Genomic DNA, 19,822 nt, shown 5'->3' on the forward strand with positions numbered 1-19,822 from the left:
TGCGCCCTGCATACCCCTGCTATCAGCTATCCGGACCCTGCAACACCCAGGCCCTGTTTATTACGCAGCTCATTGATACTTCAGGGATAGTTTTGTCCGTCCAGAATACCTCATCAGGACGGCTGTGCATCATTGTGGCATTGCAGCATCGCGACACATCACACGGTAAACGATTACAGCGTTGCGGCCTGCGCAAAAGCCCCGCCAAGCGCTGCCAGTTCCGCCAAGGCCCCCTCTTCCACCTCGATGCTCTCTACACGCGCTCCGGCCGGACCTCTGCCAGCCCAATGAATCAGCGCCACAACGTCAGCATGCGTACCGCCGACAAGGGCCTCCACGCTGCCGTCGCTGCGGTTCCGCACCCATCCCTGCAAGCTCAGGTCGTTGGCGGCCTGCACCATGTTCCAGCGGTATCCAACACCTTGCACCAGGCCACGGATACGTAGCCGGCGGATCACCCGTTGCGTCATGCGTTTTCCCCACTCTTTCCAGGCCCGTCGCCGGACGGTTCAGCGCCATTCTGTCTGGCGCTGCCCCCGGCCTCGCGCTGAGCGATCAACAGGCTCGCATGCAGCAGAGCGGCTTCCCGATCGCTCAAGACATTCTCCGCTCCCAGCAAGTCAATGAAACCGGACCTCTGCAACAAGGACCGCGGCTGCTCACCGGCGGCACATAGCAACAATTTCCCACCCCGCCCATGCAGGTCACGCCGCAGACCATTCAACCAGTCCACGCCCGAAGTATCGATGTTCAGGACATCACGCAAATCCAGCACGGTGACCTGCGCTACCGTCTGATGCGCAGCCATCTGCGCATCGAGCTTCACCACTGAGCCGAAGAACAAAGAGCCATGCAGGGAGAACATCGCAATCCCATCACCGTCATGAAGACGTCGCACGGCGGTCAGGTCCTGCATGCGGTAGATGAAGAACAGGCTGGCCAGCACCATGCCGATTTCTACCGCAATCGTGAGATCGAACAGCACTGTGAGCAGGAATGTGCTGACGAGAATGATGCGGTAGTTCCAGGAGAAGTGCCGCAACCGCGCGAACTCGTGCCACTCCCCCATCCCCCAGGCCGTCACCATCACGATGGCGGCCAGCACGCAAACGGGCACATAGGCAGCCAGCGGCGCCGCTACGAGCACAATGATCAGCAGGGTCAGCACATGCACAATACCCGCCACCGGTGTGCGTCCGCCAGAGCGGATGTTTGTAGCCGTGCGAGCTATGGCTCCGGTTGCAGCAACGCCACCCACCATGGGAGAGACGATGTTGGCCAGGCCCTGCGCCACGAGCTCCTGGTTGGGGTCGTGGCGATCATTGATCTGCGCATCGGCCACGCGCGCAGACAAGAGTGATTCGATGCCGCCCAGCAAGGCAATCGTTATCGCCGGGGCAAGCAGCTTGCCGACGTGCTCCAATGAGGGCAGAGGAAAGCCGAACGCCGGCAAGCCTTGGGGAATGCCATTGAAGCGGCTGCCCAGCGTTTCGACTTCCAGCCCACAGAGGCTCGCCACCAGCGTGCCCAGCAGCAGCCCCGCAAGCTGCGCCGGCATCACGCCGAGACGCGGAATGCGTTTCACGACTCGCGACCACAGCAGGATGAAGACAAAGGTGCCAGCGGCCAGCAGCGTAGTGAGCGGGTCCAGATCCGGCGCCGCTTGCGACAACACGCGCCAGCGCGCAAAGAACTCGGCCGGCACGCTATCGACGGGAAGGCCGAAGAAATCACGCAGCTGCGAGATGGCAATGACAACTGCAATCCCGTTGGTGAAGCCGATCACCACCGAAACAGGGATCATGCGGATCAGGCTGCCCAGCCCTGCCAGCCCGAGCGCAACGAGCAGCCAGCCAGCCAGGAAGGTGGCTGCCAGCATGTTGCTTACGCCGTAAGCCACGACGATGCTGTACAGAATAGGGATGAAAGCCCCGGTGGGGCCGCCAATCTGCACACGGGAGCCCCCGCAGGCCGAAATGATCAGACCGGCAACAATGGCCGTCCACAACCCGGCCGCCGGACTGACACCACTGGCGATCGCGAATGCCATGGCCAGCGGCAGCGCCAGCACACCGACGGTGAAGCCTGCCGACGCATCGCGCAGAAAAGCTGGACGGTCGTAGCCCTTGAGGGCTTCCAGCAGTTTGGGTTTGAATCGGAATGCAATGCTCATGAACGCTCCTGACAGACACGGAAAGAGAAAATCTCTTTCAGCGTCGGTCAGGCGCGTGCAGATGCTGAATCAACCAACGACGGCGCGGAGAAAGCCCCCCCCCGGCTGGACTCGGCGAGTCCAGCCCGCCCCCCAAGGGGGCCAGGAAAGTCTTGGGACGGCCCTGCGACTTTCCTGAGCGCCCGCTCATCGCCACGCGCTCACTTGACCCGCATGCCAGGCTGGGCGCCCGAATCGGGCGACAGGATGAACAGCCCCGGCACCTCGCCCGACTCGTCGGACGCCGCCAGCACCATGCCCTCGCTCATGCCGAACTTCATCTTGCGCGGCGCCAGGTTGGCCACCATGACGGTCAAGCGACCAACCAGCAAAGCCGGGTCGTATGCCGACTTGATGCCCGCGAAAACCTGACGCGGCTGGGCTTCACCGATATCGAGTTGCAGCTTGATCAGCTTGGCAGCGCCTTCGACATGCTCGGCCGCGACAATCTTCGCGATGCGCAGATCAACCTTGCCGAAGTCGTCAATATTGATAACCGGCGAGGCCGCATCCTGCTCCCCTCGCCCGCTTGCGGGAGCGGGGCTGGGGGAGAGGGCTGGCGCGGCGGCCACCTTGGGCGCTTCGGTCACGAGGCTTTCCTTGTTGGCGTCGATCAGTGCATCGATCTGCTTGCGTTCGATGCGCGTCATGAGGTGCGCATAAATGTTGATGGCATGCCCTGCCGCCAGCGGCGAACCCAGATCGCTCCACACGAAAGCCTGCACACCGAAGAAGGCTTCGACCTGTTCAGCCAAAGCAGGCAATACGGGCTTGAGCATGATGGTCAGCGCGCGGAACTGATTCAATGCCGTGCTGCAGGCACGATGCAGGCGGTCGACCTGTGCGGGGTCCTTCGCCAGCTCCCAGGGCTTCTCGTCATTTACGTAGACGTTGGCCACATCGGCCAGACGCATCACTTCACGCAGCGCCGTGCTGTAGTCACGATCATTGAACGCACGGGTCAGCGCAGCAATCGTTTCGGTGGCCACAAAGGGCGCGAGCGCAGCAGCGTCACTTGCCGCGAGCTTTCCTTCAAAGCGCTTGCTGATGAAACCTGCACAACGACTGGCAATGTTCACGAACTTGCCGACCAGATCCGAATTGACCTTGGCGACGAAATCGTCGAGCGAGAGATCGAGGTCTTCGATATTCGAATTGAGCTTCGCAGCGAAGTAATAACGCAGCCACTCCGGATTGAGCTTCTGTTCAAGATAGGAGCGCGCGGTAATGAAGGTGCCGCGACTCTTGCTCATCTTCGCGCCATCAACGGTGAGGAAGCCGTTGACGTTGAGGAAGTTCGGCGTGCGCAGCCCGGCAAAGTGCAGCATCGCCGGCCAGAAAAGCGCGTGGAAGTACAGGATGTCCTTGCCGATGAAGTGCACCATCTCGGTACCGGCCGCCGCGGCGCGTGCGGGATCGATATAGTCCGCAATGTCCGCCTTGCCGGTGCGATCGAGGTAGTTCTTGAAACTCGCGAGGTACCCGATAGGTGCATCCAGCCAGACATAGAAATACTTGCCCGGCGCGTCCGGAATCTCGAAGCCGAAGTACGGCGCATCGCGCGAGATGTCCCAGTCCGACAGTTTGTTCTCGCTTTCGCTGCCAATCCATTCGCGCATCTTGTTCGACGCCTCCGGCGGCATGCGGCGCGCGCCATCAGCATTCGCCGATTGCGTCCACTCACGCAGGAAAGCCACAGCCTTCGGATCGGACAACTTGAAGAAATAATGCTCGGACGAACGCAGCTCGGGCGTCGCACCCGACACCGCCGAATACGGATTCTTCAGCTCGGTCGGCGCATAGGCCGCACCGCAGACTTCGCAGCTGTCGCCGTACTGATCCTTTGCCGCACACTTGGGGCACTCCCCCTTGATGAAACGGTCCGCAAGGAACATCTGCTTGACCGGGTCATAGAACTGCTCGATGGCACGCGTCGCGATCATGCCGGCCGCACGTAGCCTTCTGTAGATGTCCTCGGCGAGCACCCGGTTCTCTTCGCTGTGCGTCGAGTGGTAGTTGTCGAAGACCACGCCAAAGTCGGTGAAGTCACGCAAATGTTCGACGCGCACACGATTCACCAGCGCCTCGGGGGTAATGCCCTCCTTCTCGGCGCGCAGCATCACCGGTGCGCCGTGCGTGTCATCGGCGCAAACGTAATGCACCTCGTTGCCGCACATGCGCTGGAAACGCACCCAGATGTCGGCCTGGATGTAACCCACCAGGTGACCGAGGTGGATATCCCCGTTAGCGTATGGAAGGGCGTTGGTGACAAAAATCTTGCGCTGGGACATGGAATTTCCGGCTTCTTCGTAGGCCCGTGATTCTAGCAAACCCGAAAACTGCCCGAAGATCCATATGGTGCGCCCCTCTTCCTGCAGGCAAACTCGGCACAAACTAGTCGTGGTGCGCCATGAATCGCCCCCAAGCCGTCCCAACGAGCCCCAATCCCGATGAGCTGGAGATACGCAGAGAGCAGATAGAGCTGCTTTACTCGCACGGCTCTTCCGTTCTATTGGGCAACACGCTCGGTGTTGTTGCCACCACGGCACTGTTGTGGAACACGATGGATCGCACGATCCTGCTGATCTGGCTGAGCGTCGTGGCAATCTGGAGCCTCGCGCGCATCGCAATGTTCCGCGCCCACAACGGCGCCATGCATGACCGCCTCAGCGTGGAGAGCTGGGGCTGGCTGTTCGTAGCCGGCACGGGTGTATCCGGCTTCTGCTGGGGTGTGCTGGCCTGGCTGATCCCTGACGCCGACACCATGACCCTGGCTGCCATCGGCATGATTCTCGCGGGCTTGCTAGGCGGCGCAGTGCCGGCACTGGGCACTTTCTTTTTTGCATACCTCTGTTACGCCAGCACGGCTCTGCTGCCTTTTGCCCTGCGCTGTTTCCTTGAGTCGAACGAGCTCGCCTACGGCATGGGCTTCATCGCCGTCAGCTACTACCTCTGTACGCTGATGTTTGGCCGCATCTCCAATCGCTTCACGCGTGACAGCATCCGGCTGCGCTTCGAAAACCTTGCCCTGCTGCGTCAGCTCCAGGTGCATACCGAAGCGGCAGAAGCGGCGCGCCTCGGCGCCGAGACAGCGAATGCCAGCAAGACGCGCTTCCTCGCGGCAGCCAGCCACGACATGCGGCAGCCCCTGCAGTCCATCACCCTGCTGGCCGATGCCCTGCAGGCCGAACCGCTGACCCCTCTCGCGCAAGAACTCCTGGCCAGCATGCGCGAAGCCAGCACCAGCATGGGCGAGCTGATGGACGAGTTGATGGATTACTCGCGGATCGACACGGGGTCACTGAAGGCGGAATTCCGATCTTTCGACGTCGCACAGATCCTCATCCGTATCGAGGCCGAGTTCGCCCCGCTGGCTCGCCAACGGGGCTTGCGGCTGACGGTCCGCAAGATGCCCGCACGTGTGCTGAGCGATGCACGCATGGTCGAACGCATCCTGCGCAACCTCGTTGCCAACGCCGTCAAATACACGCCGCGTGGCGGCGTATTCGTCGGCGCGAGACGCCGCGGCAAGAACCTGCGGCTAGAGGTCTGGGACTCCGGCGTCGGGATCCCCGGCGATCAGCAGACCGAGATCTTCCGTGAGTTCTACCAGCTCGATAACCCGGAGCGGGATCAGCGCAAAGGCCTCGGTCTTGGTCTTGCCATCGTCGATGGTCTCGCCCGCCTGATCGGCCAACGCCTGACCTTGCGATCCATTGAAGGCCGCGGTTCGGTCTTCATGCTTGAGCTGCCGCTCGACACCAGCGAAGCCGCCAAGGAGATCACGCGCATCCAGCCCGTCCCGTTGCCGCAGAATCTCAGCCGCGTGCTGATCATCGACAACGAGCCGGTCATCCAGCAGGCCATGGCCGCGCTGCTGACAGCCTGGGGCTGCCGCCCCATAGCAGCGGAATCGCTGGAACATGCACTGGCACAGCTCGACACGGCACCCGACGCCATACTGGCCGACTATCGCCTGCTAGAAGGCCGCACCGGCATAGAGGCCATCGAAGGGGTACGCAGGCGCTTCGGCCGTTCGATTCCGGCCGCCATCATCACGGGCGACACCGACCCGCACCGCATTGCCGAAGCGCGCGCCAGCGGCTTCCCGCTTCTGCAGAAACCCACGCCAAGCGCACACCTGCGCGAAGTGCTTTCCAAACTGCTCAGCACACCTGCCCCGATTATCACGGCCTGATTGTTGCCACGAAGCCGCGTGATAAGCTTGAGTAAATTCATCAAGTATTCACACGCAGCATGAACCTCTCCCCCGCAGAACTCCAAGCCTTCGTCGGTGACCTGATCGACTCCAACACAGGCAAAAGCTACGCCGACGGCCGCGCCACCATCAAGATCGACGCCGCCTCGGTCGCCGTCGAGCTAGGCTATCCCGCACGCAGCCAGCACGAGATCATCGCCAAGCAGATCTCGGACGCTGTCGAGCAGCATGTCGGCACCAAAGTCGCAGTTCGCGTCACCTCCAAAGTGCTCTCCCATACGGTGCAAGGCAACGTGCCGCTGCTACCCGGCGTACGCAACATCATTACCGTTGCCTCCGGCAAAGGGGGGGTCGGCAAGAGCACGACCTCGATCAATCTGGCATTGGCACTCGCACAAGAGGGCGCCCGCGTCGGCCTGCTCGACGCGGACATCTATGGCCCCAGTCAGCCACAGATGCTGGGCATAGCGGGTCAGCAACCCGAGTCGGAAGACGGCAAAACCATGAAGCCCATGCTTGCGCATGGTCTGCAAGCCAATTCCATCGGCTTCCTCATCGATACCGAACAACCCATGGTGTGGCGTGGCCCAATGGCCACACAGGCACTGCGACAGCTTCTCAACGACACACGCTGGGACGACCTCGATTACCTGATCATCGACATGCCCCCGGGCACGGGTGACATCCAGCTCACGCTTGCCCAGACCGTGCCGGTCACTGGCTCGGTCATCGTCACAACACCTCAGGACATTGCCCTGCTCGACGCCCGCAAGGGTCTCAAGATGTTCGAGAAAGTCGGTATCCCCATCCTGGGTATCGTCGAGAACATGAGCATCCACGTCTGCTCGAACTGCGGTCATGCCGAACACATTTTCGGCAGTGGCGGAGGCGAGAAAATGTGCGCTGACTATGGCGTACCCTTCCTCGGCAGCCTGCCGCTCGACATCCGCATCCGCGAACAGGCCGATGGCGGTACGCCTACCGTCGTTGCGGCGCCGGAGAGCCCGATTGCAGAGGCTTACCGCAGCATTGCGCGCAAGGTGGCAATAGCGATTGCAGAGAAGCAGCGCGACCTGCGCCACAAATTCCCGAACATCGTCGTGCAGAACACCTGACGGGTCGCTCGCCTCGGCGCGAGACGATCAGAGGATTGGTGCGATCAGGCGTTCAAGCAACAGGAGCGCCATGAACACCACAGCCACAGCAACGCCAATGCGCAGGAGCATCTTGGCCCACTGCATATAGTGCTTCTGCCCGGTCAGCACAGCGGCGCCAAAGCACAAGGCAATGGCAAGCAGCAGCAACAGACCTACGACGCGCAGAATCAGCATGCTCAGACCGGCTGCAGCGCGATCTGCTCTTGCAGTGCATCGGGCACCGGCGTGGCAGCGTCAAAGCTCACAATCTCCCACGCCGTTTCGTCTTCCAGCAGGGCACGCAGGATCTGGTTATTCAGCGCATGGCCCGACTTGTTGGCGCTGTAGGCCGCCAACAAGGGCTTGCCCGCAATGTAGAGATCACCGATGGCGTCCAGCACCTTGTGCTTCACGAACTCGTCGGCATAACGCAAGCCGTCGGCATTCAGCACCCGGTACTCATCAACCACGATCGCGTTATCGAGACTGCCACCACGCGCCAGACCAGCACTAAGCAAGGTTTCCAGCTCCTGAACCTGACCGAAGGTGCGCGCACGCGCCACATCGCGAGCATAGACGTCGTGTGCGAAATCGACACTCACCTCAGTCGGCGTACTGTCGATGGCAGGATGATTGAAGCGGATTGCAAAACTCAGCTTGAAGCCATCGTGCGGCGACAACTTCACCCACTTGTCGCCCTCCTTCACTTCGACTTCCTTCTTCACACGGATGAACTTGCGCGGCACGTTCTGTACTTCGATGCCCGCCTGTTGCAGCAGAAAGACGAAAGGCGCAGCGCTGCCATCGAGAATGGGGATCTCGGCCGCATCCACGTCCACGTGGCAGTTATCGATGCCCAGCCCGGCCAACGCCGACATCAGGTGCTCAATGGTACCCACCTTGGCATTGCCACACTGAAGACCCGAGCACATGCGCGTATCGACAACCGAATACGGATCGGACGGCAGATCGACCACCGGATCCAGATCGACGCGGTGAAAGACGATGCCAGTGTCTGGTGCAGCCGGGCGCAGCGTCATCTCGACGCGCTTGCCGCTGTGCAGGCCGACGCCTGTAGTCTTGACGATGGATTTAAGGGTGCGCTGACGAATCATGGTCATGCCCGAGAATTCCTTCCTAGAGCCTTCTTTGTGTGCTGCAACAAGTATACACCCCTTGAAATCAAAGCCCTGTTTATCAACGCAATAGCTTGCAAAGCGCTGACAGGCGGCGATACATGGTGCTACAAACAAAAACGGGCCGCTAACTGGCGGCCCGTCTGGTGTTTTGCCTCACGGCAAGCTCAGTCTGCCTGCTTCCGCAGAAAGGCAGGGATGTCGTAAGTACCGAAGCCATTGGCGCTCATGGCTTCAACCGTACGGCGCTCGGGGCGACGGATCACGGCGGGCAGTTCCAGGTCGCCGTAGTTCACTTCGGTACCGATGTTGTCGGTACCCGTGCGGTTGATGACCTGCATGACCGGCTGCTGACGTGCCACGGCGCGACGCGTACCGAGGCCGGTCGCCAGCACGGTGACGCGGATGCGGTCTTCCATGCTTTCGTCAAATACGGTGCCGTAGAACACACTGGCGTCTTCCATGGCAAAGGCACGCACGGTCTGCACGGCTTCGCGCACTTCGGCCATCTTGAGCGAGCGGCTGGCGGTAATGTTGATCAGCACGCCGCGTGCGCCTTCGAGCTCGACACCTTCCAGCAGCGGGCTGTTGGCAGCCTGCTCGGCAGCGATGCGCGCGCGGTCGAGACCGGCCGCTTCGGCGGAACCCATCATGGCGCGGCCCATTTCAGCCATCAGCGTACGCACGTCCTGGAAGTCGACGTTCACGAGGCCAGGCACGTTAATGATTTCGGCGATGCCGCCGACTGCCTTGCGCAGCACTTCGTCTGCGTTGCGGAAGCAATCCACGAAGCTGGCTTCCTCGCCGTAGACTTCCATAAGCTTGTCGTTGAGCACGACGATCAGCGAGTCGACCTGCTTGGAGAGCTCTTCCACGCCGCTATCGGCAACACGGATGCGGTTCTCGAAATCGAAGGGCTTGGTGACCACGGCCACCGTCAGAATGCCCAATTCGCGGGCCACTTCGGCCACCACCGGCGCTGCGCCAGTGCCCGTACCACCGCCCATACCGGCAGTGATGAAAACCATGTGCGAACCTGCCAAGGCATCAGCGATGCGCTCGCGGAATTCGAGGGCGGCTGCGCGGCCGGCTTCAGGCTTGGCACCTGCACCGAGGCCACTACCACCGAGCTGGATCTTGGTCGGCGCCAGTGAGCGCTTGAGTGCCTGGGCGTCGGTGTTGGCGCAGATGAATTCCACGCCCTGCACGCCTTCGCGAATCATGTGGTCGACTGCGTTGCCGCCTGCGCCACCCACTCCAACCACCTTGATCACCGTACCGCTGGTTTCCTTCTCAACGATCTCGATCATGCGTGCACTCCCAGGTTGATGCGCCAGACAGCTCTCTGCTTGCTTGGAATTCACTCCGGTTTGTCACCGGATTGAACCCCTAGATATGGTATTGGGGGCGAAGTGTACTACTAAATAGCCCGTCCGCACACAAGGTTTTTACATTTCCCTTCAAGGCAGGTTTGCATCACTTCATATCCTTGCGGACAAGCGCTTGCAAGATGTTGACCTGTCAAAGATTTTTCTCGAACCAGGACTTCATGCGCTGGAAGACCTGCTTGAAGCTTTGTCCTTCGCGCGCCTGCATTCCGCGTCTGCGCTGCGCTGCACCCTCCAGCACGAGCCCCATCACGTTGGCGTACTGAGGCTGGCAAACCACGTCGGCCAGACTGCCCTGGTATTGCGGCGAACCGGCACGCACCGGCAAGTGGAACACCTCTTCGCCAAGCTCGCAGATGCCGGCCAGGGTGGCGGAGCCCCCCGTCAGCACGAGGCCCGACGAGAGCAGTTCTTCGTAGCCGCTGCGGCGCAGTTCGGACTGCACCAGCTCGAACAGCTCCGTCACGCGAGGCTCGATCACGTCGGCCAGCGACGAACGCGACAGGCGGCGCGGCGGACGATCGCCGACGCTGGGTACTTCGATCATGTCCGCCGGATCAATCAGCGCCTGCAGCGCCACACCGTGACTGATCTTGATTTCCTCGGCCTCGGCCGTTGGCGTACGCAGCGCCATGGCGATGTCGTTTGTGATCTGGTCGCCAGCAATGGGAATGACCGCTGTATGGCGGATAGCGCCTTGCGTAAAGATGGCCAGGTCAGTCGTACCACCACCTACATCAACCAGGCAGACGCCCAGCTCTTTTTCGTCTTCTGACAGCGTGGCGAAGCTCGATGCCAGAGGTTGCAGCACGAGGTCCGACACCTCCAGCCCGCAGCGGCGCACGCACTTGATGAGGTTCTGCGAAGCAGACACCGCACCGGTGATGATGTGCACCTTCACTTCGAGCTTCACGCCGCTCATGCCGATCGGCTCACGCACTCCGTCCTGCCCATCGATGATGAATTCCTGCGTGAGGATGTGCAGGATCTGCTGATCCGCCGGGATGGGCATCGCGCGGGCCACGTCGATGACGCGCTCTACGTCCAGCGGCGACACTTCCTTGTCCTTGATCGCCACCATGCCGTTGGAGTTGAAGCTGCGGATGTGGCTGCCGGCGATACCGGTATAGACGTGCTGAACCTTGCAGTCGGCCATCAGCTCGGCCTCCTGGATCACGCGCGAGATGGCGTCGACGGTGGCCTCGATATTGACCACCACGCCTTTCTTCAGGCCATTGGAGGGTTGCGACGCGATGCCGACTACCTCAAGTCGGCCGTCTGGCCGCAACTCAGCCACCATGGCGGTGATCTTCGAGGTGCCGATATCCAGACCGACGATGAGATTCTTGCTATCCCTGCTCATGGCGTGCCTTTTTTCCCTGCTTCGTTGTGATTGGATGTTGAGGATGCGGCCACCCTGACGGCAAAGCCGGCGGGATACCGCAGATCCGCGACGGCCCACTTGCCGTCCAGTTTTGCATGCGCCTCGGGCCATGCAGCGATGAAGCGCTTGAGACGATCTTCGAGCGGCGCCTTGGCCTGGTCGCGGCCCAGCTCGATCTGCAAACCGTCATCGAGCTTGAGCTGCCAGGCTCCGCGTTCAGAGAGCTGCAGACTCGCAACAGTGCGCGAAATCGGCTGCAGCAACGTATTGATGTTGCGCAGGCTGGTCAGCATCTCGCCTGCGCGCTCCGGCGGGCCGGAGAACATCGGCATACTGGCGTTGCTCGCGGCATCGAAGATCTCGCCTTGGCGATTGACGAGACGCATGTCGCCGGTGTCGACCACGCGCCAGTAAGCCACGGCCTCCTGCTCTTCAAGGCTGACTTCGATGGTCGCTGGCCAGCGACGACGCACCTGTGCGCTGCGCACCCAGGGCAGCTTTTCGAATGCCTGTCGCGCCTGATCTAGATTGACAGTGAAGAAGTTGCCACGCAGCGACGACACCGCCGCATATTCCAGCTGTGCGCTGGTGACCTGACCCAGCGGAGATGTCACGACAACCTGGCGCAGCTCGAAGAAGGGCATGCGCAGCACGCCTTTGACAGCCGCATAACCAATCGCCACGGACACGGCCAACAAAAGGATGTCCGAGACCAGATTCATCCACTCCGGGCTATGCCAGAAACCGAAACCTTCGTTGTCGCGCGTGCCTGCCGCGCCAGCCGCAGGCTTCTTGCCCTCGGCCGGCTGACTGGAGTAGGCGGGGACTCGCGAACTCATGGCCTCATCCCAGCGCCGCGCTGGCAAGCAACTGCACGCACAGCGCTTCAAAGCCGATGCCTACCGCGCGTGCAGCCATGGGCACCAGCGAATGTCCGGTCATGCCCGGCGCCGTGTTCATTTCGAGCAGGACAAAGCTGCCGTCATCACGCAGGATCACGTCGGCCCGGCCCCACCCCTTGCAGCCGAGCACCTGGAAGGCGCGCAATGCGGCTTGCTGGATCGCCTCTTCGGCCTCCGGCGCGATACCAGACGGGCAGTGGTACTGCACTACATCGGTGAAATACTTGTTCTGGTAGTCGTAGCCTTCTTCGGGCGCTTCGATCCGCACGAGCGGAAGAGCCATGTCGCCCAGCACGGCAGCAGTCAGCTCGCGGCCGCGTACGAACTCTTCGGCAATCACCAACGGATCGAGCTTCAGCGCCGCATCAAGTGCAGGACCGAATTCCGCTGCGGTGTTCACCTTGGCAACGCCGATAGACGAACCTTCGCGCGCCGGCTTGATGATCAGCGGCAAGCCCAGTTCGTCAATGACGTCAGCGGCAATGACGCCCGGCGACAGCAAGCGGTAGCGCGGCGTCGGCACACCTGTCGACAACCAGACCAGCTTGGTGCGCCACTTGTCCATCGCCAGCGCGGAGGCCATCACACCGCTGCCAGTGTAGGGAATGCCCAGAGCCTCCAGTGCGCCCTGCACAGTACCGTCTTCGCCAAACCGGCCATGCAGCGCAATGAATGCGCGTTCGAAGCCTTGAGCACGCAGTTCCCACACCGGCGTCTCGGCCGGATCGAAGGCATGGGCGTCAACACCCTGGCTCTGCAATGCGGCCAGCACGGCGCGGCCAGAAATCAGCGAAATCTCGCGCTCGGCCGAATTGCCCCCCAACAGGACGGCGACCTTGCCCATGCCCCCAGAGAGGAGTGAGGAGTGAGGAGTGAGGAGTCGGTCGGTCACAGCACGGGGCTTTCAATCAAGCACAACGAATTGGGTCGGAAAAGATATTGCGGCGCGCAATGGAGATTTTGCTCCTTACTCATCTCTCCTCACTCCTCACCAGTTTTGAGGGCACGGCACCAATCGAACCTGCACCCATGGTCAGGACCACGTCGCCATCGGCGGCAACTTCCATGACGCGGGCAGGCATGTCAGCGATGTCTTCAACGAACAGCGGCTCAATGCGGCCGGCGACACGCAGGGCGCGGGCCAGACTGCGGCCGTCAGCCGCCACGAGGGGAGCTTCGCCCGCGGCATACACATCCGCCAGCAACAAGGCATCAACGGTGCCAAGCACACGCACAAAGTCTTCAAAGCAATCACGGGTACGGGTATAGCGGTGCGGCTGGAAGGCCAGCACCAGACGACGGCCCGGAAAGGCGCCACGCGCCGCTGCGATCGTCGCCGCCATCTCGGCCGGATGGTGACCATAGTCGTCGACCAGGGTAAAGGCGCCCCCATTCGGCAAAGCCACTTCACCGTAACGCTGAAAGCGACGTCCCACGCCGTTGAAACCCGCCAGTGCGCGCTGGATCGAGGCATCGTCGACGCCCAGCTCGGTCGCCACGGCGATTGCCGCCAGCGCGTTGAGCACATTGTGGTGACCCGGCAGGTTCAGCACGATGGGCAGCGTCGTGGTCGTGCCGTTGCGGCGCACACAATCGAAGTGCATCTGCGCACCCACGGCACGGATGTTCTCGGCACGCACCTGCGCCGACGCATCGGTGCCATAGCGCACGATCTGCTTGGACACGAAGGGCATGATCTCGCGTACATGCGGATCATCGACGCACAGCACGGCCACGCCGTAGAACGGCAGCCGCTGCAGGAACTCCACGAAAGCCTGGCGCAGACGTGCGAAGTCGTGGCCATAGGTCTCCATGTGGTCGGCGTCGATGTTCGTCACGACCGACACCACGGGCGTCAGCAGCAGGAAGGACGCGTCGGACTCGTCGGCCTCAGCGACGAGAAACTCCCCACTGCCCAGCTTGGCATTGGCGCCAGCAGAGTTGAGGCGCCCACCGATCACGAAGGTCGGGTCCAGCCCCCCTTCGGCAAGGATGCTAGCCGTGAGGCTGGTCGTCGTTGTCTTGCCGTGCGTGCCGGCAATCGCCACGCCCTGCTTGAGGCGCATCAATTCGGCGAGCATCTGGGCGCGCGGTACCACCGGAATCTGGCGCTGACGCGCAGCCAGCACTTCGGGGTTGTCGCTGCGGACAGCCGTCGAGGTGACGATGGCGTCGGCGTCGACGAGGTTTTCGGCCGCGTGGCCGATCATGACCTTGACACCCTGCGCTTGCAGGCGGCGCGTCGTGGCGCTCTCGGCGAGGTCGGAACCGCTGACGCCGAAGCCGAGGTTGGCCAGCACCTCGGCGATGCCGCTCATGCCGGAACCACCGACGCCAACGAAATGGATGTTCTTGATCTTGTGCTTCATGCGGACAGGCCTCCTGCCCGCTCAATGTGTGCTGCGCAAATGATCATCTGAATGCTTTGACTGGGCGCAGTGAGCGCAAAAAAGCCGGCAGTGTTACAGATTTGCCGCACTCGCACACGTCTTGACTTGTGGCCCGGGACAGCCTCCATGGCTTGCTGCCTGAGCGCGCCGGAAACGGGATTTTTTGCGCAGCGACCAATCATGATTTCAACGCCGCCTCACAGGCGTCCGCCACGGCCACGGCAACCTGCCGGCGGGCGCATTTGCGTGCCGATTGGGCCATCTGCAAGAGCTTGCCGCGGTCCAGCGTCGCCAGGCGAGCTGCCAGCAGCTCCGGCGTCAGATCTTTCTGGGCGATCAACTCACCCGCCCCGCGTTCGGTCAGGAAGCGCGCATTACCCGTCTGATGGTCATCCACGGCATGCGGATACGGCACCAGCAGACTCGCCGCGCCCGCAGCAGCCAGCTCGGCCACCGTCAGCGCACCGGCACGACAGATCACGAGGTCAGCCCTGGCGTACTGCGCAGCCATGTCATCGATGAAGGGCAGCAGTTCCCCCTCGACACCAGCGGCCGCATAGGCTGCACGCAAAGCGTCGATCTGCTTGGCACCCGACTGGTGCACCACGTGCGGGCGCTGATTGGTCGGCAACATCGCCAGGGCGCGTGGCACGGTATCGTTGAGCGTCTGCGCACCCAGCGAGCCCCCCACGACGAGAATCCGCAACGGCCCCTCCCGCCCCGCGAAACGCTGTTCAGGCGCCGGCAGGCTTTCGATCTCGTGGCGCACCGGATTGCCGATCCAGCGCGCGGAGCGAATCACCTCGGGGAAGCCGCTCAGAACCTTGTCCGCCACGCTGGCCAGCACGCGATTGGCGAGGCCTGCTACCGAATTCTGCTCATGCACCAACAGAGGCTTGCCCATCAAGGCCGCCATCATGCCGCCGGGAAAGCTGATGTAACCGCCCATACCGATGACCACATCGGGACGCGTGCGGCGCAACGCCCGCAAAGCCTGCCAGAACGCACGCAAGAGGTTCACCGGCAGCATCAGCTTGCGCACCAACCCCTTGCCGCGCAGGCCCCCGAAACTCACCCAGGCCATCTCGTAGCCCTGCTCTGGCACCAGGCGCGCCTCCATGCCTTCGGGGTTGCCCAACCAGACGACGTCCCAGCCGCGCTGACGTGCCACGCTGGCTACAGCCAGCCCCGGATAGATGTGGCCACCGGTGCCGCCAGCCATGATCATCAGGCGCGGCATCAGCTGCCCCCCCCGCGCATGACGTGGCGGCTTTCGAGATCGATGCGCAGCAGGATGGCCAGCGCGATGCAGTTGGCAACGATGCCTGAACCACCGAAGCTCATCAGCGGCAGCGTCAGACCTTTGGTGGGCAGCAGGCCCATGTTCACACCCATGTTGATGAAGCCCTGGAAACCCAGCCACAGGCCGATGCCCTGTGCGACAAGGCCGCTGTAGTAACGGTCCAGCAGCAGCGCGCGGCGACCGATCGCAAATGCGCGTTGCACCAGCAGCGTGAACATCGCCACCACCACAATTACGCCTGCGAAACCCAGCTCTTCGGCAATCACGGCCAGCAGGAAGTCGGTGTGCGCCTCGGGCAGATAAAACAGCTTCTCGACGCTGGCGCCCAAGCCCACGCCCATCCACTCACCGCGACCAAAAGCGATCAGCGCGTGCGACAACTGATAGCCGCTGCCGTAGGCATCGCGCCAGGGGTCGGCAAAGCCGAACAGGCGCTCGCGACGATACGGCGACAGCCAGATCAGCAGCAGGAAGCCCACCAGCGCGACGACGAACAACAGCGCGAAGATGCGCGCATTCAGCCCGCCGAGGAACAGGATGCCGAAGGCAATGGTGCACACCACCACGAAGGCACCAAAGTCCGGCTCGCGCAGCAGCAGGAAGCCGACCAGCAGGATCACTGCAGCCATCGGCGCGAAAGCGCGCTTGAAGCTGCCCATCTCGTGCAGCTTGCGCACCGTGTAGTCCGCGGCATACAGCACGGCAAAGAGCTTCATGAACTCGGACGGCTGCATGTTGATCGGCCCCAGCGGCAGCCAGCGACGCGCGCCGTTCACTTCACGCCCGACATGCGGAATCAGCACGGCAATGAGGAACACCACGCCCACAACAAAGAGGTACGGCGCAATGCGCTGCCAGGTCGCCATGGGCACCTGCAAGGCTGCGAAGCCTGCCGTCAGGCCGATGCCGAGAAAGGCGGAGTGACGCATCAGGAAGTAGTTGGCGTTGTAGCCCGTGAACTTGCTGCCCTCGGCATAGGCGATGGACGAGGAATAGACCATCACGAGGCCCAGCAGCAACAGCCCCAGTGCGGACCAGATGAACAGCATGTCCATCTCGCCTTTGCGCGCCGGTTCGGCAAAACGGTTGCCAACACGACTGGTCGAGGGCATCGAGACGTGGGCGCCGGCACCCGGTAAAAGATTGCCGATCAGACTGCTGATACTCATGCGGAAATCACTCCGGGCAGAACCTTTACCGCGTTGCAGAACACCTCTGCGCGGTGTGCGTAGTTACGGAACATGTCCAGGCTCGCACAAGCGGGCGACAGCAATACGACATCACCAGTCTGGGCCAGCGCGTTGGCGGCGAACACGGCTGCGTCCATGTCGACAGCGTGCTCCATCGGCACGCCACAATCGGCCGTCTCCTGCTGCAAGCGCTGCGCATCACGCCCGATCAGGACCACGGCGCGCGCATGCTCACGCAGCGCCGGGCTCAGCGGCCGGAAGTCCTGTCCTTTGCCATCGCCGCCAGCAATCAGCACGACCTTGCGGCCCATGCCTTGCAGCGCGGCGAGTGTGGCACCGACATTGGTCCCCTTGGAGTCGTCGTAGAAGCGCACGTCGTCCTCGCGCCGTGCGACCAGTTCGACACGATGCGGCAAGCCGCGAAATGCGCGCAGACCCGCAAGCAAGGCAACGCGCGGCAGCCCGATGGCCTCACACAGTGCCAGTGCCGCGAGCGCATTGGCGGCATTGTGCGAGCCCGCGAGTTGCAACTCGGCCTGCGGCAGCAATGGCTCTTCGCCACGCATCAGCCAGGTCGTCCCTGCGTGCTCACCCAGTCCGTAATGCGTCTCGCCCGCCATTTTCTGCAACCCGAAGTCGCGCACCACACGACCAGCGATGCCCATGCCACGCACCAGCGCGTCGTCACGATTGAGTATCTGCACACCCTGCCCTGCAAAGATCGCCGCCTTGGCTTCGGCATAGGCAGCCATGCTGCCATGTCGGTCAAGGTGATCGTCGGTAATGTTGAGGATGGTCGCCGCTTCAGCAGCCAGCGAGCGGGTGGTTTCCAGCTGGAAGCTCGACAGCTCCAGCACCCACACGTCGGGACGCACGCCCTCATCGAGGCAGCGCATCAACTCGCTCAACGCAGCAGGCGAGATGTTGCCGGCGACCACGGTCTGCAAACCGGCAGTGCGACACAACGCGCCGGTCAGCGCCGTAGTCGTGGTCTTGCCGTTGGTGCCGGTGATGGCGATGACCTTGCACGCAGCCCGCCAGCCCAGCTGGATCAGCGCCTGCGCGAAGAGTTCGATCTCGCCCGTGATGGCAATGCCGCGCTGGCGTGCCGCTTGCACCACAGGCTCGCGGGGGTCGAGGCCCGGGCTGATGGCCAGCTGCTCGATACCATCGAGCAGCGAGTCGGTGAACGGTGCACAGATTATCTCGGCATCCGGGGCCTGTGCACGCAAGGCATCGAGCCCCGGCGGATTGCTGCGCGAATCGGCCACACGCAGCGTCGCGCCGTTGCGCGCCAACCAGGCAGCCGCCGCCAGGCCACTCTCACCAAGGCCGAGAACCAGGCACCGCTTGTTGGCGTAGAAGTCCGTCATGACGTCTTGTTTCCAGGAGCCGTGAAACGCTGACGCCCACCGGCCTGAACCGGTGGGCGTTGCGCTGCGTTTTTCACTTCTCTTTTTAAACTTGGCATTCGCTATCTGAGTTTGAGCGTCGAGAGCCCGAACAGCACCAGCATGATGGTGATGATCCAGAACCTCACGACCACCTTGGTTTCTTTCCAGCCGCTCAGTTCGTAATGGTGGTGCAGCGGCGCCATGCGGAAGATGCGTTTGCCGCCGCTCCACTTGAAGTACGCCACCTGCAGCATGACCGACAGGGTCTCGGCGACGAACACACCGCCCATGATGAAGAGCACGATTTCCTGACGCACGATCACGGCCACGGTACCCATCGCGGCCCCCAGCGCGAGCGCGCCGACGTCACCCATGAACACTTCGGCGGGATAAGCGTTGAACCAGAGGAAGCCGAGCCCCGCGCCTGCCATGGCACCGCAGTACACCGCCAGCTCCCCCGCGCCCGGCACATAAGGCAAGCCGAGATATTTGGAGAAACCTACGTGGCCGGCCACGTAGGCAAAGATCGCCAGCGCCGCCGACACCAGCACGGCCGGCATGATGGCGAGGCCATCGAGGCCATCGGTCAGGTTCACCGCGTGGCTGGTGCCGTTGATGACGAAGTAGCTCATCGCCACGAAGCCGAACATGCCCAGCGGATAGGCCACGGTCTTGAAGAACGGAACGATCAGCTCGGTTTGCGTCGTCCCGCCAATGAGGGCCAGATAGACGGCGGCGAGGCCCGCGATAAGCGATGTCCAGAAATACTTCCAGCGGCTGGCGAGGCCCTTGGGATCACGATGCACGACTTTGCGCCAGTCGTCGACCCAACCGACGGCACCAAAGCCCAGCGTCACGAAAAGCACTACCCACAGGTAGCGATTCTTGAGGTCACCCCACAGCAGCACGGTGACCGAAATGGCGATGAGGATCAGCGCGCCACCCATGGTTGGCGTCCCCGCCTTGACAAGGTGGGTCTGCGGACCATCGCTGCGCACGGCCTGACCGATCTTCTTGGCGGTGAGCCAGCGGATCACGGCGGGACCGAACACGAAAGAGATGACCAGCGCGGTCAGTGCAGCCAGCATGGTGCGCAGGGTGATGTATCCGAACACGTTGAACGTGCGGATGTCGGTACCCAGCCAGCGTGCGAGTTCAAGCAGCATTG

General features: G+C 62.4%; 16 protein-coding genes. 2 read left to right on the plus strand and 14 right to left on the minus strand.

Annotated elements, in window-relative coordinates:
* Positions 1-173: 173 nt before the first annotated feature.
* From ABEA02_RS17070 to metG, 3 genes are all read right to left on the minus strand, one after another.
* Positions 174-470: an acylphosphatase gene (locus tag ABEA02_RS17070; protein WP_345534307.1), complete on the minus strand. Its 297-nt coding sequence runs from the start codon at positions 468-470 to the stop codon at positions 174-176.
* The gene (locus tag ABEA02_RS17075; protein WP_345534308.1) at positions 467-2,173 is read right to left on the minus strand and encodes a SulP family inorganic anion transporter; all 1,707 of its coding nucleotides are present in this window, start codon (positions 2,171-2,173) and stop codon (positions 467-469) included. Before ABEA02_RS17075 ends, ABEA02_RS17070 begins: the two co-directional genes overlap by 4 nt.
* A gap of 200 nt (positions 2,174-2,373) precedes the next feature.
* The gene (gene metG, locus ABEA02_RS17080; protein ID WP_425584687.1) at positions 2,374-4,503 is read right to left on the minus strand and encodes a methionine--tRNA ligase; all 2,130 of its coding nucleotides are present in this window, start codon (positions 4,501-4,503) and stop codon (positions 2,374-2,376) included.
* A 119-nt stretch (positions 4,504-4,622) separates the two neighbouring features.
* Here metG and ABEA02_RS17085 point away from each other — a divergent pair, with 119 nt between their 5' ends.
* Both ABEA02_RS17085 and apbC read left to right on the plus strand, forming a co-directional pair.
* Positions 4,623-6,410: an ATP-binding response regulator gene (locus tag ABEA02_RS17085; protein WP_345534310.1), complete on the plus strand. Its 1,788-nt coding sequence runs from the start codon at positions 4,623-4,625 to the stop codon at positions 6,408-6,410.
* A 59-nt stretch (positions 6,411-6,469) separates the two neighbouring features.
* A complete protein-coding gene (apbC, locus tag ABEA02_RS17090; RefSeq protein ID WP_345534311.1) occupies positions 6,470-7,546 on the plus strand; it encodes an iron-sulfur cluster carrier protein ApbC in 1,077 nt (358 codons plus the stop codon).
* A 27-nt stretch (positions 7,547-7,573) separates the two neighbouring features.
* Here the strand turns inward: apbC and ABEA02_RS17095 are convergent, their stop codons facing one another.
* The 11 genes from ABEA02_RS17095 to mraY all read right to left on the minus strand — a co-directional run bounded on the left by ABEA02_RS17095 (position 7,574) and on the right by mraY (position 19,820).
* A complete protein-coding gene (locus ABEA02_RS17095; protein WP_345534312.1) occupies positions 7,574-7,762 on the minus strand; it encodes a hypothetical protein in 189 nt (62 codons plus the stop codon).
* 2 nt (positions 7,763-7,764) lie between these two features.
* Positions 7,765-8,682 carry a UDP-3-O-acyl-N-acetylglucosamine deacetylase gene (gene lpxC, locus ABEA02_RS17100; protein ID WP_345534869.1) on the minus strand — a complete coding sequence of 306 codons (918 nt, stop codon included), beginning with the start codon at positions 8,680-8,682 and terminating at the stop codon, positions 7,765-7,767.
* A 188-nt stretch (positions 8,683-8,870) separates the two neighbouring features.
* Positions 8,871-10,013 (minus strand): cell division protein FtsZ, encoded by a 1,143-nt coding sequence (ftsZ, locus tag ABEA02_RS17105; RefSeq protein WP_345534313.1) that lies wholly within the window; start codon positions 10,011-10,013, stop codon positions 8,871-8,873.
* A 211-nt stretch (positions 10,014-10,224) separates the two neighbouring features.
* Positions 10,225-11,454: a cell division protein FtsA gene (gene ftsA, locus ABEA02_RS17110; protein ID WP_345534314.1), complete on the minus strand. Its 1,230-nt coding sequence runs from the start codon at positions 11,452-11,454 to the stop codon at positions 10,225-10,227.
* The gene (locus ABEA02_RS17115; protein ID WP_345534315.1) at positions 11,451-12,314 is read right to left on the minus strand and encodes a cell division protein FtsQ/DivIB; all 864 of its coding nucleotides are present in this window, start codon (positions 12,312-12,314) and stop codon (positions 11,451-11,453) included. The genes ftsA and ABEA02_RS17115 overlap by 4 nt, the downstream gene beginning before the upstream one ends.
* Before the next feature lie 4 nt (positions 12,315-12,318).
* Complete coding sequence (locus ABEA02_RS17120; protein WP_345534316.1) at positions 12,319-13,221, minus strand: D-alanine--D-alanine ligase; 903 nt, start codon at positions 13,219-13,221, stop codon at positions 12,319-12,321.
* 127 nt (positions 13,222-13,348) lie between these two features.
* Positions 13,349-14,746: a UDP-N-acetylmuramate--L-alanine ligase gene (gene murC / locus ABEA02_RS17125; RefSeq protein WP_345534317.1), complete on the minus strand. Its 1,398-nt coding sequence runs from the start codon at positions 14,744-14,746 to the stop codon at positions 13,349-13,351.
* Positions 14,747-14,945: 199 nt separating this feature from the next.
* Positions 14,946-16,007, minus strand: a complete 1,062-nt coding sequence (murG, locus tag ABEA02_RS17130) for an undecaprenyldiphospho-muramoylpentapeptide beta-N-acetylglucosaminyltransferase (protein ID WP_345534318.1) — start codon at positions 16,005-16,007, stop codon at positions 14,946-14,948.
* Positions 16,007-17,239 carry a putative lipid II flippase FtsW gene (ftsW, locus tag ABEA02_RS17135; RefSeq protein ID WP_425584688.1) on the minus strand — a complete coding sequence of 411 codons (1,233 nt, stop codon included), beginning with the start codon at positions 17,237-17,239 and terminating at the stop codon, positions 16,007-16,009. The genes murG and ftsW overlap by 1 nt, the downstream gene beginning before the upstream one ends.
* Positions 17,236-18,633, minus strand: coding sequence for a UDP-N-acetylmuramoyl-L-alanine--D-glutamate ligase (gene murD / locus ABEA02_RS17140; protein WP_345534319.1), 1,398 nt, complete (start codon positions 18,631-18,633; stop codon positions 17,236-17,238). The genes ftsW and murD overlap by 4 nt, the downstream gene beginning before the upstream one ends.
* Positions 18,634-18,734: 101 nt before the next feature.
* Entirely contained in the window at positions 18,735-19,820 is a 1,086-nt protein-coding gene (gene mraY / locus ABEA02_RS17145; protein ID WP_345534320.1) for a phospho-N-acetylmuramoyl-pentapeptide-transferase, read from the minus strand.
* Positions 19,821-19,822: the final 2 nt, after the last annotated feature.

This window comes from Viridibacterium curvum (assembly GCF_039544165.1).
GTDB lineage: Bacteria > Pseudomonadota > Gammaproteobacteria > Burkholderiales > Rhodocyclaceae > Viridibacterium > Viridibacterium curvum.

Bases quoted from the DNA above. Each gene is read 5' to 3' on its own strand.
- ABEA02_RS17115 (WP_345534315.1), bottom strand. From the start codon at position 12,314: ATGAGTTCGCGAGTCCCCGCCTACTCCAGTCAGCCGGCCGAGGGCAAG.
- ftsW (WP_425584688.1), bottom strand. From the start codon at position 17,239: ATGAGTATCAGCAGTCTGATCGGCAATCTTTTACCGGGTGCCGGCGCC.
- ABEA02_RS17095 (WP_345534312.1), bottom strand. From the start codon at position 7,762: ATGCTGATTCTGCGCGTCGTAGGTCTGTTGCTGCTGCTTGCCATTGCC.
- lpxC (WP_345534869.1), bottom strand. From the start codon at position 8,682: ATGATTCGTCAGCGCACCCTTAAATCCATCGTCAAGACTACAGGCGTC.
- apbC (WP_345534311.1), top strand. From the start codon at position 6,470: ATGAACCTCTCCCCCGCAGAACTCCAAGCCTTCGTCGGTGACCTGATC.
- ABEA02_RS17075 (WP_345534308.1), bottom strand. From the start codon at position 2,173: ATGAGCATTGCATTCCGATTCAAACCCAAACTGCTGGAAGCCCTCAAG.
- metG (WP_425584687.1), bottom strand. From the start codon at position 4,503: ATGTCCCAGCGCAAGATTTTTGTCACCAACGCCCTTCCATACGCTAAC.
- murC (WP_345534317.1), bottom strand. From the start codon at position 14,746: ATGAAGCACAAGATCAAGAACATCCATTTCGTTGGCGTCGGTGGTTCC.
- ftsZ (WP_345534313.1), bottom strand. From the start codon at position 10,013: ATGATCGAGATCGTTGAGAAGGAAACCAGCGGTACGGTGATCAAGGTG.
- ftsA (WP_345534314.1), bottom strand. From the start codon at position 11,454: ATGAGCAGGGATAGCAAGAATCTCATCGTCGGTCTGGATATCGGCACC.
- murG (WP_345534318.1), bottom strand. From the start codon at position 16,007: ATGCCGCGCCTGATGATCATGGCTGGCGGCACCGGTGGCCACATCTAT.
- murD (WP_345534319.1), bottom strand. From the start codon at position 18,633: ATGACGGACTTCTACGCCAACAAGCGGTGCCTGGTTCTCGGCCTTGGT.
- ABEA02_RS17085 (WP_345534310.1), top strand. From the start codon at position 4,623: ATGAATCGCCCCCAAGCCGTCCCAACGAGCCCCAATCCCGATGAGCTG.
- mraY (WP_345534320.1), bottom strand. From the start codon at position 19,820: ATGCTGCTTGAACTCGCACGCTGGCTGGGTACCGACATCCGCACGTTC.
- ABEA02_RS17070 (WP_345534307.1), bottom strand. From the start codon at position 470: ATGACGCAACGGGTGATCCGCCGGCTACGTATCCGTGGCCTGGTGCAA.
- ABEA02_RS17120 (WP_345534316.1), bottom strand. From the start codon at position 13,221: ATGGGCAAGGTCGCCGTCCTGTTGGGGGGCAATTCGGCCGAGCGCGAG.